The organism is Vibrio nigripulchritudo (assembly GCF_027924785.1).
GTDB classification, from domain to species: Bacteria; Pseudomonadota; Gammaproteobacteria; order Enterobacterales; family Vibrionaceae; genus Vibrio; species Vibrio nigripulchritudo.
The window spans coordinates 3445327-3460303 of the sequence record NZ_AP027049.1 but is presented as its reverse complement, the minus strand read 5'-3'; the positions used below and the strand labels follow the sequence as shown (position 1 = coordinate 3460303).

The 14977-nt window shown below is 47.1% G+C and carries 12 protein-coding genes and 8 tRNA genes; 18 read left to right on the top strand and 2 right to left on the bottom strand.

Features of this window, described 5'->3' with window-relative positions; genetic code table 11:
* From csrA to luxS, 18 genes are all read left to right on the top strand, one after another.
* Complete coding sequence (gene csrA, locus QMG91_RS15755) at positions 1 to 198, top strand: carbon storage regulator CsrA (protein ID WP_004401290.1); 198 nt, start codon at positions 1 to 3, stop codon at positions 196 to 198.
* 180 nt (positions 199 to 378) lie between these two features.
* Positions 379 to 471, top strand: a tRNA-Ser gene (locus QMG91_RS15750).
* A gap of 52 nt (positions 472 to 523) precedes the next feature.
* A tRNA-Arg gene (locus tag QMG91_RS15745) sits at positions 524 to 600 on the top strand.
* Positions 601 to 626: 26 nt separating this feature from the next.
* Positions 627 to 719 (top strand) — tRNA-Ser (locus QMG91_RS15740).
* 66 nt (positions 720 to 785) lie between these two features.
* Positions 786 to 862 (top strand) — tRNA-Arg (locus tag QMG91_RS15735).
* Between the two features lie 35 nt (positions 863 to 897).
* Positions 898 to 974: transfer RNA gene (locus QMG91_RS15730), tRNA-Arg, on the top strand.
* A gap of 51 nt (positions 975 to 1025) precedes the next feature.
* A tRNA-Arg gene (locus tag QMG91_RS15725) sits at positions 1026 to 1102 on the top strand.
* 37 nt (positions 1103 to 1139) lie between these two features.
* Positions 1140 to 1216: transfer RNA gene (locus QMG91_RS15720), tRNA-Arg, on the top strand.
* A gap of 52 nt (positions 1217 to 1268) precedes the next feature.
* Positions 1269 to 1345 (top strand) — tRNA-Arg (locus QMG91_RS15715).
* Between the two features lie 377 nt (positions 1346 to 1722).
* Positions 1723 to 1980, top strand: a complete 258-nt coding sequence (locus tag QMG91_RS15710; protein WP_281827604.1) for an oxaloacetate decarboxylase subunit gamma — start codon at positions 1723 to 1725, stop codon at positions 1978 to 1980.
* 32 nt (positions 1981 to 2012) lie between these two features.
* Complete coding sequence (oadA, locus tag QMG91_RS15705) at positions 2013 to 3797, top strand: sodium-extruding oxaloacetate decarboxylase subunit alpha (RefSeq protein ID WP_022599639.1); 1785 nt, start codon at positions 2013 to 2015, stop codon at positions 3795 to 3797.
* 9 nt (positions 3798 to 3806) lie between these two features.
* Positions 3807 to 4937 (top strand): sodium ion-translocating decarboxylase subunit beta, encoded by a 1131-nt coding sequence (locus QMG91_RS15700; RefSeq protein ID WP_004408867.1) that lies wholly within the window; start codon positions 3807 to 3809, stop codon positions 4935 to 4937.
* Between the two features lie 111 nt (positions 4938 to 5048).
* A complete protein-coding gene (locus tag QMG91_RS15695) occupies positions 5049 to 6002 on the top strand; it encodes an NADP-dependent oxidoreductase (protein ID WP_281827603.1) in 954 nt (317 codons plus the stop codon).
* Positions 5996 to 6433 (top strand): YqaA family protein, encoded by a 438-nt coding sequence (locus tag QMG91_RS15690; protein ID WP_281827602.1) that lies wholly within the window; start codon positions 5996 to 5998, stop codon positions 6431 to 6433. The genes QMG91_RS15695 and QMG91_RS15690 overlap by 7 nt, the downstream gene beginning before the upstream one ends.
* Before the next feature lie 9 nt (positions 6434 to 6442).
* Positions 6443 to 9295, top strand: coding sequence for a M16 family metallopeptidase (locus tag QMG91_RS15685; RefSeq protein ID WP_281827601.1), 2853 nt, complete (start codon positions 6443 to 6445; stop codon positions 9293 to 9295).
* 201 nt (positions 9296 to 9496) lie between these two features.
* Positions 9497 to 11065: a glutamate--cysteine ligase gene (gene gshA / locus QMG91_RS15680; RefSeq protein WP_281827599.1), complete on the top strand. Its 1569-nt coding sequence runs from the start codon at positions 9497 to 9499 to the stop codon at positions 11063 to 11065.
* 5 nt (positions 11066 to 11070) lie between these two features.
* Entirely contained in the window at positions 11071 to 11676 is a 606-nt protein-coding gene (locus QMG91_RS15675; RefSeq protein WP_281827598.1) for a transglycosylase SLT domain-containing protein, read from the top strand.
* 24 nt (positions 11677 to 11700) lie between these two features.
* Complete coding sequence (gene luxS / locus QMG91_RS15670) at positions 11701 to 12219, top strand: S-ribosylhomocysteine lyase (protein WP_004408881.1); 519 nt, start codon at positions 11701 to 11703, stop codon at positions 12217 to 12219.
* A 49-nt stretch (positions 12220 to 12268) separates the two neighbouring features.
* Here luxS and QMG91_RS15665 read toward each other — a convergent pair whose 3' ends face one another.
* A complete protein-coding gene (locus tag QMG91_RS15665; RefSeq protein ID WP_281827596.1) occupies positions 12269 to 13498 on the bottom strand; it encodes a YbiU family protein in 1230 nt (409 codons plus the stop codon).
* A gap of 203 nt (positions 13499 to 13701) precedes the next feature.
* Positions 13702 to 14964, bottom strand: a complete 1263-nt coding sequence (locus QMG91_RS15660; protein WP_004408884.1) for an HlyC/CorC family transporter — start codon at positions 14962 to 14964, stop codon at positions 13702 to 13704.
* Positions 14965 to 14977 lie beyond the last annotated feature (13 nt).

Below are 14977 nucleotides of genomic sequence, written 5' to 3'. Positions count from 1 at the left end.
ATGCTAATTTTGACTCGCCGCGTAGGTGAAACTCTTATGATCGGTGATGAAGTAACTGTCACCGTGCTTGGTGTTAAAGGTAACCAGGTTCGAATCGGTGTTAATGCACCTAAAGAAGTATCTGTACACCGTGAAGAAATTTACATGCGTATACAAGCCGAGAAGGGCAACGGTGGTTCAGTTTCTGGTAACTACTAACACTAAGAAGGTCAGCAGAAGCTGGCCTTTTTAATAGGCATCAAAATCACGCGTTCAGGGAAAAGTTTGATTTCCCGCCACTTTGATTAAATACCCAACGCTTAAGCTGTTTTTTGCTATTTTTGCCAAGAAAATGTTTGACATATTTTCGGTAAATCGTAATATGTGCCTCCGCAAGACGGTGAGGTGGCCGAGAGGCTGAAGGCGCTCCCCTGCTAAGGGAGTATACGGTTTGTAGCCGTATCGAGGGTTCGAATCCCTCCCTCACCGCCATTCTTGCATTTCTTATAAAGTTGATACTCTCAACACAAAAATAAGAATCAGCGCGCTCGTAGCTCAGCTGGATAGAGTACCTGGCTACGAACCAGGCGGTCGAAGGTTCGAATCCTTCCGAGCGCGCCATTATTCCTTATTTGGAATACTACGTCGGTGAGGTGGCCGAGAGGCTGAAGGCGCTCCCCTGCTAAGGGAGTATACGGTTTGTAGCCGTATCGAGGGTTCGAATCCCTCCCTCACCGCCATTTATTGGCCTGAGGTCAATTTTTTTGTTTCTGATGAAATGAAATGTGATATAGTTCACAACCTGCGCGCTCGTAGCTCAGCTGGATAGAGTACCTGGCTACGAACCAGGCGGTCGAAGGTTCGAATCCTTCCGAGCGCGCCATTATTTAATTGTCTGACGTCTGTCATACAAACTTCGCGTCCTTAGCTCAGCTGGATAGAGTACCTGGCTACGAACCAGGCGGTCGGAGGTTCGAATCCTCCAGGACGCGCCACTATTTAGGGCTTTACAGTCCTGATATTGCTTATGTGATATCGAAAACAGCGCGCTCGTAGCTCAGCTGGATAGAGTACCTGGCTACGAACCAGGCGGTCGAAGGTTCGAATCCTTCCGAGCGCGCCATTAATTTAATTGTCTGACAATCTGTCATACAAACTTCGCGTCCTTAGCTCAGCTGGATAGAGTACCTGGCTACGAACCAGGCGGTCGGAGGTTCGAATCCTCCAGGACGCGCCACTATTTAGGGCTTTACAGTCCTGATATTACTTCATGTGATATCGAAAACAGCGCGCTCGTAGCTCAGCTGGATAGAGTACCTGGCTACGAACCAGGCGGTCGAAGGTTCGAATCCTTCCGAGCGCGCCATCATTTCTTAAGCCTCGCAATCGCGAGGCTTTTTTTATGTCTCTTTAACAATTCTGTAGCATTTTTTTATCTTTATTATTACATCTTATTGTTTTAAAAGAATAAAAATTATTTTTTTAACTTCCTCTCAGTATTCGATACAGAATTTCATTATGTTTGGTAAAAGCCATAGTAACTATGGTGAAATTCCGGATATGTGGCGTATTTGTATGTAATAAGTACTCAAAAAAGTCGCATGTTTGTGCAGGATCTTGGTTACATTATTAAACAAAATTGACAAAATTTTACCAATCGCGATAATCCTAGACCACTTATGTCCACCATATTGAGGGAAGGTGAGCATAAGCATTGTCAGGATGACATAGAAAGGAAGCAACATGACTAATATTGGAAGCCTGCTAGGAGATGCAGCGGTTCTTATGCTTACTGGCATGGCCGTGGTATTTATCTTCCTAACCATTCTCGTTTTTCTTGTTCGGCTAATGTCCAAGTTGGTGCCTGAAGAAGCACCCCAGCCGAATATTGCACCAGTACAAGCAAAAAAAATTCAATCCTGTACTTCTGGCGTACAGCCGCAAGTGGTTGCTGCTATTTCCGCTGCAATTCACCAGCATCGTACGTCCGCTGCGAAGTAATGTCGGATAAAAATTAAAAGGAGTTAATCAGCATGTCTAAACCACTTGCTCTTACTGACGTGGTGCTGCGCGACGCACACCAGTCTTTGTTTGCCACGCGCATGCGTATTGAAGATATGTTACCCATCGCGGCGGAACTAGATAAAGTTGGGTACTGGTCACTGGAAACTTGGGGTGGCGCAACATTCGATGCGTGTATCCGCTTTTTAGGGGAAGATCCTTGGGAGCGCCTGCGCGAACTAAAAAAGGCAATGCCAAATACGCCAATGCAGATGCTATTGCGTGGTCAAAACTTACTGGGCTACCGTCATTATGCCGATGATGTAGTCGAGAAATTTGTCGAGCGCGCTCATGCAAATGGCATGGACGTGTTCCGTATCTTTGATGCAATGAACGATGTACGTAACTTCCAGAAAGCGGTAAAAGCGACTGTGGATGTAGGCGCACACGCTCAAGGCACACTTTCTTATACAACCAGCCCAGTTCATAACGCGGATACTTGGGTGGATCTTGCCAAAGAATTGGAAGATCTGGGTTGTCACTCTTTATGTATCAAAGATATGTCTGGTCTTCTCAAACCATATGAAGCAGAAGAACTGATCAGTCGAATCAAAGCCTCTTGTGATGTACCACTGGCACTTCACTGTCATGCTACAACGGGTCTTTCTACTGCAACGGCAGTGAAAGCAATCGAAGCTGGTGTCGATATTCTGGATACGGCAATCTCTTCAATGAGTTGTACTTACGGTCACACACCAACGGAAACAGTCGTTGCAATGCTGGAAGGCACAGAACGTGACACCAACCTGAAACTTGACCAACTTGAGCCGATTGCTGCTTATTTCCGTGAAGTGCGTAAGAAATACGCGAAATGGGAAGGTCAACTGAAGGGCGTAGACTCTCGTATTCTGATTGCCCAGGTTCCTGGTGGCATGTTGACGAATATGGAAGGCCAGTTGAAAGAGCAGGGTGCAGCGGATCGCTTAGATGAGGTATTGGAAGAGATCCCTCGCGTTCGTAAAGATCTTGGCTACATTCCATTAGTAACACCTACTTCTCAGATTGTAGGGACACAGTCTGTGATCAATGTCCTAACTGGCGAACGCTACAAGAGCATCACTAAAGAGACTGCAGGTCTACTAAAAGGTGAGTATGGCGCGGCGCCAGCAGAGCTGAACGCTGAACTTCAGGCTAAGGTGCTTGAAGGTGCAGAGCCAGTAACCTGCCGACCAGCGGATCTTCTGGAAGCAGAGCTTCACACGCTTACCGATGAACTACTGGCCAAAGCAAAAGAAGATGGCATTTCCCTTGCGGATGAGACAGTCGATGACGTACTTACTTACGCGCTGTTCCCACAAGTTGGTTTGAAGTTCCTGAAAAATCGTAACAATCCAGACGCATTTGAACCAGCACCAGGAAATGAACCTGCTCCTGCACCTGAAGCGGCACCAGCGGCTAATACGGTAGGCAGCGTTGAAGCGTACAGCGTGAAAGTGGACGGTCAGGTATACGATGTTGAAGTTGGTCCTCAAGGTCAGCTTACTTCTGTTGTTCCTGCGTCAGCGCCTCAGGCTGCTCCAGCCGCGGCACCTGCTCCATCTGCAGGTGAAGCTGTGCCTGCTCCTCTCGCTGGTAACATTTTCAAGGTGAATGTTTTGCCGGGTTCTGAGGTATCAGAAGGTGATGTACTTTTGATTCTGGAAGCTATGAAGATGGAAACCGAAGTACGAGCTGCACGTGGTGGAGTCGTTCAGGATATCCACGTGAAAGAAGGTGATGCTGTGACAGTTGGCGCGCCTCTACTAAGCCTTGCGTAAGGGAGCATCATGGAAGGATTGTTGACCTTATGGGCTGAAACAGGGATCGCTAACTTCGAGTTTGGTCAGCTATGCATGATCCTTGTTGGTTGTATTCTGCTTTATCTTGCTATTGCCAAAGGCTTTGAGCCTTTGCTCTTGCTTCCGATTGGGTTTGGTGCCGTGTTGGCAAATATCCCCAATGCGGGCTTCACCGATGAAGGCGGTCTGCTTTATTACGTTTACTACATCGGGATCGAATCCGGAGTATTCCCACTGCTCATCTTTATGGGCGTGGGAGCGATGACGGACTTTGGTGCCCTGATTGCTAACCCGAAAACCTTGTGGCTAGGGGCGGCGGCTCAGTTTGGTATTTTTGCCACGCTGTTTGGCGCTATCTTGCTTAACTATGTACCAGGGATGGAGTTTTCCATGCAGGATGCATCCTCCATCGCCATCATCGGTGGTGCAGATGGTCCAACGGCTATCTTCCTGGCAAGTCAGCTATCGCCTGATCTGCTTGGTGCAATTGCGGTGGCGGCATACAGCTACATGGCGTTGGTGCCGATTATTCAGCCACCAATCATGAAAGCGCTGACCAATCCAGAAGAACGTAAGATCCAGATGGCGCAACTTCGTCACGTTAGCAAAGTGGAGAAGGTGTTATTCCCACTTGCTGTGCTAGTCATGACGATCCTGTTCCTCCCTGCTGCAACACCACTAGTGGGTATGTTCTGTTTGGGTAACCTGATGAGGGAAGCGGGTGTAGTTGATCGTCTGTCGAACACTGCACAAAACGAGCTTATCAATATCGTGACCATCTTCCTTGGATTGGGTGTGGGTTCCAAGCTGCAGGCAGAGCAGTTCCTGAACTTTGAAACTCTGGGTATCTTGGGGTTAGGTGCTGTGGCATTCAGTATCGGTACGGGCGCTGGTGTTATGATGGCTAAGTTATTGAATAAGTTCTCGAAAGAAGACATCAACCCATTGATTGGCGCAGCTGGCGTATCTGCTGTACCTATGGCTGCGCGAGTGGTTAACAAGGTGGGGCTTGAGTCGAATCCACAGAACTTCTTGCTGATGCACGCAATGGGACCAAACGTTGCTGGGGTACTGGGAAGTGCTGTTGCTGCGGGTATCTTATTAGCATTAGTGGGATAACGTTCAACGAATTTGCGATCTGGTGGTTAACCAATCGTCGTAAAATGGTTTATAGTCAAAGGGATGCTTCTGCATCCCTTTCATTTTTTTGAGCATCAAGGGAACTTGTGTATGACGGACAACAAAAAAGTGGTGATAACCCAGTTTGGTGAGACTGACGTATTAGCCATTCAAAGTGAGGCTATCCCAGAACCTGCAGAAGGTGAAGTGCTGGTAAAAGTCCATTTCGCAGGTGTGAATCCCATTGATGTGAAAACGCGTAAAGGGTTGGGTTGGGCAGCTGAAGCTAACAAAGACAACCTTCCCTGGACCCCAGGTTACGACGTCTCAGGTGTGGTCGAAAAATGTGGTACCGGAACCAAGACCTTTGAAGTCGGAAACTTTGTTGCGGGTTTAGTTGGGTTTCCTGCCGATGCTGGCGGATATAGCCAATATATTTGCATAAAAGAAGACTCACTCAGTCTTGTGCCAGATAGCGTCACCCTAGAAGCTGCTGCGGTGTTACCTGTTGCCGGTCAAACTGCCGCACAGGCTTTGAACTTGGCGGGTGTTACCGCTAATGATCGCGTATTGATTCTGGCGGGAGCAGGCGGTGTTGGCCACCTTGCTGTTCAGATAGCCGTTGCGGCGCAAGCCGAGGTATTTACCACTTGTGGCGAAGACAATCTGGATTACCTTGCCACGCTTGGCGCTCACGCCATCAACTACCAGTTTGCCCCTGTTTCTGAGCGTGTCGAAGACGTCGACGTGTTGATTGATCTTGTCGGTGGTGATGCCGCGCTTGATGCACTCAAATGCCTCAAAGACAACGCTCGAGTTGTGACGGTTCCTACCATCACAGCAGATTTGATCTGCGAAAAAGCCAAAATGCTGGGCTTTGAAGCCACAGGCATGTTGGTTGAGCCAGATATCGAGCAGATGGATACCATGTTGTACATGGTCGGCGTAGGCATTTTGAAAACCGAAGTCCAGCAGATCTTCCCATACACTGATGTCGCCAAAGCTCATGATCAAGTTGAAACCGGGCACACCAGAGGCAAGATACTGCTTGATATGAAATGCTAGATGGCTTGACCGAATGGTTTAGCCAATCTGTACTCTGGGTCTTATTTTCAACAGGTTTTTTGGGGGCAACTCTCCTACCGGGAGGCTCAGAAGCCAGCTTAGTTGCCGCGCTAAAACTCAATCAATATCCAATAGCTCAGTTGATATTTGTCGCCACCATTGGCAACACGCTGGGCGGTTTAACTAACTATTGGATAGGACTTTTCTTACCAAATCGAACCCAATCGGAAAAACATGGTCATAAAGCTTTACAGTGGCTAAAGCAATATGGCTATATCACTCTTCTATTTAGCTGGCTTCCCATTATTGGCGACCCATTATGCCTTGCGGCAGGGTGGCTCAGAATGAAGTTTTTGCCTTGTTTAATTCTCATCGCCATAGGTAAAGCAATACGCTATAGCGTTATTGCGGCGGCATTCGCAGGTTTTTAAGGAGCATTCATGAGAAAAATCTGGTTTGGTGCAGCTGCGTCCGTGTTCATTGCGGGCTGTTCCTCTCTTGTACCTGTTTCATTTTTCTCTTCTGTACCAGAAGGGATCACCCTTGTTGAAGAAGTTAAACCACAATCTGACAAGGTTGTTATTCCCTACAGTAAATACATACTGGACAACGGTTTAACCGTTATTCTGGCTCCCGATGAGTCTGATCCTTTGGTACACGTAGACGTCACTTATCACGTGGGCAGTGCCAGAGAAGAAATCGGAAAGTCGGGGTTCGCTCATTTCTTTGAGCACATGATGTTTCAGGGAAGTGAAAACGTAGGTGATCAAGAGCATTTCAGGTTGATCACTGAAGCGGGTGGAACCTTAAATGGTACGACGAACCGCGACCGCACTAACTATTTTGAAACCGTTCCGGCGAACCAGTTAGAGAAAATTCTGTGGCTAGAGTCCGACCGAATGGGTTTCCTGCTTGATGCGGTTTCTCAAAGAAAATTTGAAATTCAACGTGATACAGTTAAAAACGAACGCGCCCAAAACTACGATAACCGCCCTTACGGTCTAATGTGGGAACGCATCGGCGAAGCTATGTACCCAGAAGGTCATCCTTATTCGTGGCAACCGATCGGTTATGTCGAAGATCTTGATCGTGTAAACGTCAACGACCTGAAAGCGTTCTTCCTAAAATGGTACGGTCCTAATAATGCAACGCTGACTATTGGCGGTGATTTTGATACTGAAGAGACACTTCAATGGATCAACAAGTACTTCGGTACCATTCCTGTAGGTCCAGAAGTTAAAGCCGCAGAAAAGCAGCCCGCCAACTTGACGGAAGATAAATTCATCACGCTGGAAGATCGCATTCAGCAACCGATGCTAGTTGTGTCTTGGCCAACGGAATATCAGGGGCACGAGTCTGACGCCTCTTTGGAAATGCTTTCCACAATATTAGGCGATGGCAAAAATAGTGTGTTGTACCAACAGTTTGTTCAGACGGGTAAAGCTGTCAATGCAGGTGCGTATCACAACTGTGCTGAGCTCGCGTGTTCCATGAGTGTTTATTTGATGGGCAATTCCGGAGAGAAAGGCAAGCTGAAGCCGCTTTATGATGAATTGATGGAAACTTTGTCTGACTGGTCCAAAGAGGGCGTGTCTGAATCTCAGCTTGAGACCCTGATTGGGCGTGCTGAAGCGAATGCAATTTTCAGCCTGGAAAGCGTGCGTGGCAAGGTAACGCAATTGGCGTCGAACGAAACCTTTTTTGGGCAACCAGATCGAATTGAATACGAATTGGAGCAGCTGCGTGCAGTCACGCCAGAAAGCGTTGCCACAGCTTATCAGGACTACTTAGCTAACCAGCACAAAGTGGTGCTCAGCGTTGTACCACGAAGCAAAACGAACTGGGCTGTTAAACCTGCCACTTTCACTACTCCACCTCGAACTTTACCTGAATACCAAGAAGTTAAAGAGTCAGATTTGGTATACCGCAAAGCGGTGGACGACTTTGATCGTTCAGTTATGCCGCCTGTGTCCGGCGCGGTGAAAGGAACCATGCCCGATTTGTATCGTATCTTCCTGGACAGTGGGGTTGAGATCCTTGGAACCGTCAGTGACGAAACACCAACGGTACAACTGGATATAAAACTCCCGGCTGGCAATCGATATGTTCCAGAGGGTCAGGAAGGCTTAGCAAATCTCACTGCCGAAATGATGATGGAAGGCACCGCAAAGCGTTCTGCTCAGGAAATTCAAACCGAGCTTGATCGACTAGGCAGTTACATCTCATTTGATGCAGGCTCTTACTCCACGGTGATCAGTGTTTCTGCGCTAGAAAAGAATTTGTCAGCAACTATAGAACTGGTTGAAGAAATGATTCGTCAGCCTGCCTTTGAAGAAGCCGATTTTGACCGAATCAAACAGCAGGCGATTCAGGGCATTGTTTATGAACACCAGAAGCCAGGCTGGTTAGCATCACAGGCGACTCGACAAGTATTGTTTGCAGGAAGCCGATTCAGCCGTTCCAGCGATGGAAGTATGGCGTCTATCAGTAGCCTGACGCTGGATGATGTGAAGCAATTCTACAAGGAACACTACACGCCGCAAGGTGCGCAAGTCGTGATTGTTGGAGACATTAAAAAGCGTGAAGCCAAAAAGTCTCTGGAGTTTCTGAATAAATGGGAAGGGCATTCAGCACCGCTGTTTACACCTCAGGTGATCAAAGCACCAGAAGGGCAGAAGATTTATCTGATAGACAAGCCGGGAGCGCCGCAAAGTGTCATCAGGCTGGTACGTCAGGGCTTACCGTTTGATACGGTAGGGGAAATGCACTTAGGACAGCTGGCGAACTATAACCTGTCAGGCAACTTCAACAGTCGCATCAACCAGAATCTTCGTGAAGATAAGGGCTACACTTACGGAGCCTACGGCTATGTCTACGGTTTGCGTGAGACAGGGCTTATCGTATTCTCAGCAGAAGTCAGGGCAGACGTGACCATTGAGTCGATTCAGGAAATCATCAATGAAATGAACGAAATCTCGACCAGTGGTCTGACTGAAGAAGAGATGCAGTTTATGAGGCTCGCTCGTGGTCAGGCGGACGCGTTAAAGTATGAAACACCGTCGAAAAAGGCTCAATTGCTTTCCAGTATTCTGACTTATTCACTGGAAGAAGATTATTTAGAGCAGCGAGATGAGTTACTTCAAACGGTTGATATCGAGACTTTGAATCAGGTTGCAGCCAAGTGGTTTGACCCTTCTGATTTCCAAATCATTGTGGTTGGTGATGCCAAAAAACTTGCACCGAAGTTGAAAAAGTTCGATCTGCCTATCGAAAAGCTTGAAATCGTCAAGTAAAGCACACATAACAGTGATCTGAGGTACTTTCTGCAATGTCAGTAGGGGCTGCTATGTCAGCAGACCCTAAGTACCTCCAGTACTGTAGCCTTTAATAAGAGATCTCTAATCTCATTTTTTGGTATTTGCTTCAATCCCATAGTAATCAATGCTTAGAATGATTATTCTAGCGAGATACTAAACAGATAAGTGAACTGAGTTTTGACTGTATTCACCGAGCGACTGCAGAAAGTTGCACAAGACCCTTCTATTTTTGAGCAGTATGGACGTGGCGTCGAAAGAGAGTCGCTGCGATACACGCCAGATGGTCACCTAGCACTAACGCCTCACCCTTACGAGCTCGGCTCAGCATTAACCAATGATTGGGTTACGACGGATTTCTCTGAGTCTTTACTGGAATTCATTACTCCAGTGTCTCACTCCGTCAAAACGGTTCTGAATCAGCTTTCGGATGTGCACCATTTCACTCAGAAAAAGCTGGATGGCGAAAAGCTGTGGCCGCTTTCAATGCCGTGTTTTATTCAAAATGAAGACGACATTGCATTAGCTCAGTACGGTCAGTCGAACACAGGTAAGATGAAAACACTGTATCGCGAAGGGTTAAAACGTCGCTACGGTAGTCTGATGCAGGTTATTTCTGGTGTGCACTTCAATTTCTCCTTTCCGGAAACTTTCTGGGACGCGCTTTACGGAAAGCAAGGCGAGAAAGACCGTGAGGATGCCAAATCTGAAGCTTACTTTGCCCTTATTCGAAACTATTACCGCTTTGGCTGGATGATTCCGTTTTTTTACGGCGCCTCTCCAGCTTTGTGCCCTTCTTTTATTCAAGGGCGCGACACTAAACTGCCTTTCCAGAACATCGGTGAAACCCTTTACTTGCCAGAAGCGACCTCATTGCGACTGAGCGACCTTGGCTACACCAACAGCGCACAGAGTGAACTTAAAATTGGTTTCAACAGCCTAGGTCAGTATCTCGATGGTCTGAACGCCGCTATCCATACCCCTTCTGAAGAGTTTGCAGAACTGGGAGTCAAAGTGGATGGTGAGTACCGACAACTCAATTCAAATGTATTGCAGATAGAGAATGAGCTCTATGCTCCTATTCGACCAAAACGAGTCACCCGTTCTGGTGAAAAACCTTCTGAAGCTCTGCAACGTGGTGGGGTGGAATACATCGAAGTTCGCTCTTTAGATGTCAACCCATTCAGCCCGGTTGGCGTAAACGAACAGCAGATTCGTTTTCTGGATCTGTTCCTGACTTGGTGTGCACTTTCAGAGTCCGAAGAAATGGACAATTGCGAGCTGGAGTGCTGGCGTGATAACTGGAGCAAGGTCATCCTTGAAGGTCGAAAAGTTGGTCTGGAACTGCAAATCGGATGCAAAGGCGAACGCCTGACACTGCAAGACTGGGGTCATCGTGTCTTCAAAGATCTGCGCCAAATCGCGGAAGTGATGGATAAGCAGCATGGCACTTCTGATTATCAGGATGTCTGTGATGAACTAGAGCGCTGGATAGATCAACCAGAGCTGACCATCTCAGGTCAATTGCTGGCAGAGACGAAAGCACATGGTGGCATTGTAGGAATAGGGATGCACCTGGGTCGAGCCTACAAAGCGCATCATCAGGACCACCAATACCAAGTTTACAGCGACGACATCATGGAAAAAGAAGTGATCCGCTCGCGCGCTAAACAAGAACAAATTGAAGCGTCAGAAACTCAACCGTTTGATGAGTTTCTGGATGATTACTTTGCCTATTTGAAGCAATAAATGGAATGAAAATAAAGTCGCTGTTTCTGTTATTGATTACTGGGGTTGTGTTAACAGGATGCGCGACCCCACCGCCTAAGCAACAAGGTAACCTGTGTAACATTTTCAGGGAAAAACCAAGTTGGTATGACGATGCAAAAGACATGGAAGATGAGTGGGGAACGCCCATCCACATCGCAATGGCGTTCATCAAACAGGAAAGCAGCTTTATCCATGATGCAAGACCACCCAAGGACTATGTTCTTGGGTTTGTTCCTTGGGGAAGAGTCAGTAGCGCATACGGTTACGCTCAGGCACAGGATCCTGCTTGGAGCGATTTTCAAAAAGCGACTCGTCATGGCGGCTCACGCACCAATTTCGATGATTCCATTATGTTCGTAGGTTGGTATACTCACGAAACCCAGCGGCAGTTAGGCGTTTCAAAATGGGATGCCTATAATCAGTATTTAGCCTACCACGAAGGACGAGGTGGCTTTAAACGCAAGACATATGCAAGCAAACCTACCGTTCAAAAGGTTGCCCGAAAAGTGGAGCGACAAGCGAAAGAGTACGGTTGGCAGTTAAAGCAGTGCAAAGACGAACTGGAAAGCAGCCGAAGCTGGTTTTTTTAACAGTTATTACAAGGAATTCATCCGATGCCATTACTAGATAGTTTTACCGTTGATCACACCAAGATGAATGCTCCTGCCGTTCGTGTGGCTAAAACCATGCAAACGCCAAAAGGGGACACGATTACCGTTTTTGATCTTCGTTTTACGGCACCTAACAAAGACATTCTGTCTGAGACGGGCATCCATACACTTGAGCACCTGTACGCAGGTTTCATGCGTAAACACCTGAATGGCGCTGATATCGAAATTATCGATATATCACCAATGGGTTGTCGTACTGGTTTCTACATGAGTCTTATCGGGACACCTGTTGAATCTCAAGTGGCAGAAGCATGGCTTGCAGCTATGCAAGATGTGTTAAAAGTTGAAAGCCAGGATCAGATCCCAGAGCTGAACGAATACCAGTGCGGTACTGCTGCGATGCACTCTCTGGATGAAGCAAAAGAGATTGCAACAGCAATTATCGAAGCAGGAATTTCGGTAAACAAAAATGAAGATCTTGCACTACCAGAATCTATGCTGAAAGAGCTGAGCGTGAAGTAAACCTCATTCTTTTGATTACAAAGCCCACGTTATGTGGGCTTTGTTGTTTTTAAAGCCCCATCTGGCGTTTTCCTAGAGCAGTGAGGTCGTTTTCTGTGGCGCGATTGGTGTATGTCACTTCATGATCTTCAGGGGCGAAATCCGGGCAGCTTCTTCCTTCCAGAAAGGCAGATTTTTGTTTTGGTAAAAACTGGCGGTTCTTATCACAATCAGGTGCGGAGCCTATAAACATAACGTTCGAATAGCCCTCGCCACTGTGCTTATCCTCGACAGCGTGAACCGTATCTGGATGCCACCAGACCGTATCTCCCGGTTCCATTTTTGGAATACTGACTAACCCCTTAAGTAATAGTTCATGCCACTGTTTGTTGACCGTTAGAGCTCTGCCTGGTTGTGCGCCACATAAGTCATCGTCGGCTACATCATCTTGCAGCGCCCGAAGTAACATGTAAGGCATGGAAAGCGTGCTGGGAATCAACTGTAACGTACCGTCTCCTGCTCCCTGAGGAGTCAGTGCGACCCAACCCTGAAAAGTACGAAAGACGCTACATACTGCTGACGAATTGAATTCTTCCACATCAATTCGGTGTCGAGCATCGAAGGCTTGATAGTCTTGCCAGTGACCAGTGAAAACATGACGGTAAACAGAGCGATAATTGGGCTCCAGCCAGCGCTCGATTGAGCCTGAATCAACATGTGGCGACAGCCCTAATGAGGTATCACCCGGACTACGACGACGAACTCGGTCGGCATAGCTGACTTCCAGATCTGGGTTGAATTGTTTCACGCCATCGTGTTCAAAATCCCAAAGTCGATTTAGATGGCTGCGCAGCGTTGCCATATTCTGATGCTGCCTTGCCCAGATTTGAGCTTTAGACCAGTACAAGCCAAAGATTTGTGGTTTGTCTGATTTGAGCTGACTGAAATAGTTGTCTTCCACCTTTGGCGTATGGTCGTAGTAGCCATTATCGATGATGTATCGTTCCAGCTCCTGATTGTGTTGTACTGCTTCTTCTTTAGGTAACGTGCCGCGTATAACGACGCAGCCTGCTTGCTGAATTTTTTGTCTTTGTTGATCTGAAAAGCCACGTTCTACTTCTTGAAAGGAATAAACAGGAACAGAGTGACCTTTTTTCTCTTCTTCCTGAATACGCTCGACTTCCTTCTCTAAGGCTTCTGAAACGGCGGTATAAGCCTTTTGGTAGTCGGGTAGGTCGTGCTTGAGTTGTTGTTTCAACTGCTTAATTTGATTTGACATATTGTCCATAGAAAGTGTCATTTGATGCCCTCCATTGCTAAAAGTGACACGTGTCTATTTATTAGCCTTAATCATAAATCAGGTTTGCGGTATTGCTCACGCATTCGATAATTCCTGCTATTCAGTTCCTAATTTGTCTCATTTCTGACTTACTTAGGGCGAGAATAATGAGCCCAAAACAAAACGCCCTGCAAATGCAGGGCGCTTTTGAATGAATACTGAGATTACTGAGAGGGATAAACTTTGACCAGCTTGATCTTGTTCTCGGTGAAATCAATGATCTCCATAGGGTGGTTAGCCACCTGCACGCTCAGCTTGCTTTCTGGAATGTCTTCTAAGTGTTCCAGAATTAAGCCATTCAGAGTTCTTGGTCCATCGGTTGGAAGCGTCCAGTCCAGCCCTTTGTTGATATCACGAATATTGGCGCTGCCTTCAATCAGGAAGCTACCATCATTCTGTGGCGTAATCTCTTCTGCCAGACTTGGTGCCATTGAGGTGGTGAATTCCCCCACGATTTCTTCCAGAATATCTTCCAGAGTCACCAACCCGATGATGTCACCATATTCGTTCACGATAAGACCGATACGTTCTTTATTACGCTGGAACTTTAACAGCTGGACATTCAGCGGCGTCGCTTCTGGGATGAAATACACTTCGTCGGCGGCGCGCAGTAGCGTTTCTTTGTTGAACTCGTTTTTGTCGAGCATCAGACGGTAGGCTTCGCGCAGTCGGAGCATGCCGACGACTTCATCAATCTGATCACGGTAAAGAACTATTCGCCCGTGAGGAGAGTGGGTGAGCTGACGAACAATGGACTTCCAGTCATCGTTGATGTCGATTCCCGTTATTTCATTGCGCGGCACCATGATGTCATTCACGGTAACATGCTCTAAATCCAGAATAGAGATCAGCATGTCCTGGTGACGGCGGGGGATCAAACCACCCGCTTCATTTACGACGGTTCTTAATTCTTCCGAGCTCAAATGATCATCATCACCATGATTGGCTCGAATACCGAGAATGCGCAGGAAACCATTGGTAATGAAGTTCACTAACATCACCAGAGGTGAGAGCAGCTTCATGAGTATCGTCAGAACGATGGAGCTGGCATACGATACTTTTTCTGGATATAGAGCAGCAAGAGTTTTTGGCGTGACCTCTGCAAATACCAGAACCACCATGGTTAATGCACCTGTTGCAATAGCTACACCTATATCCCCATACAATCGCATACCGATAATGGTGGCAATAGCCGATGCAAGAATATTGACCAGGTTGTTGCCAATCAGAATAAGACCAATTAACCGATCTGGGCGATCCAGTAGTTTTTCTACTCGGCGAGCTCCTTTATGACCTTCCTTAGAGAGGTGTTTGAGGCGATATCGGTTTAAAGACATCATCCCCGTTTCAGAACCAGAAAAGTAACCGGAAATGACGATCAATACCGCCAGGAGGGCAAATAAGACACCCGTAGATATATCATCCAAATTGTAACTGTCC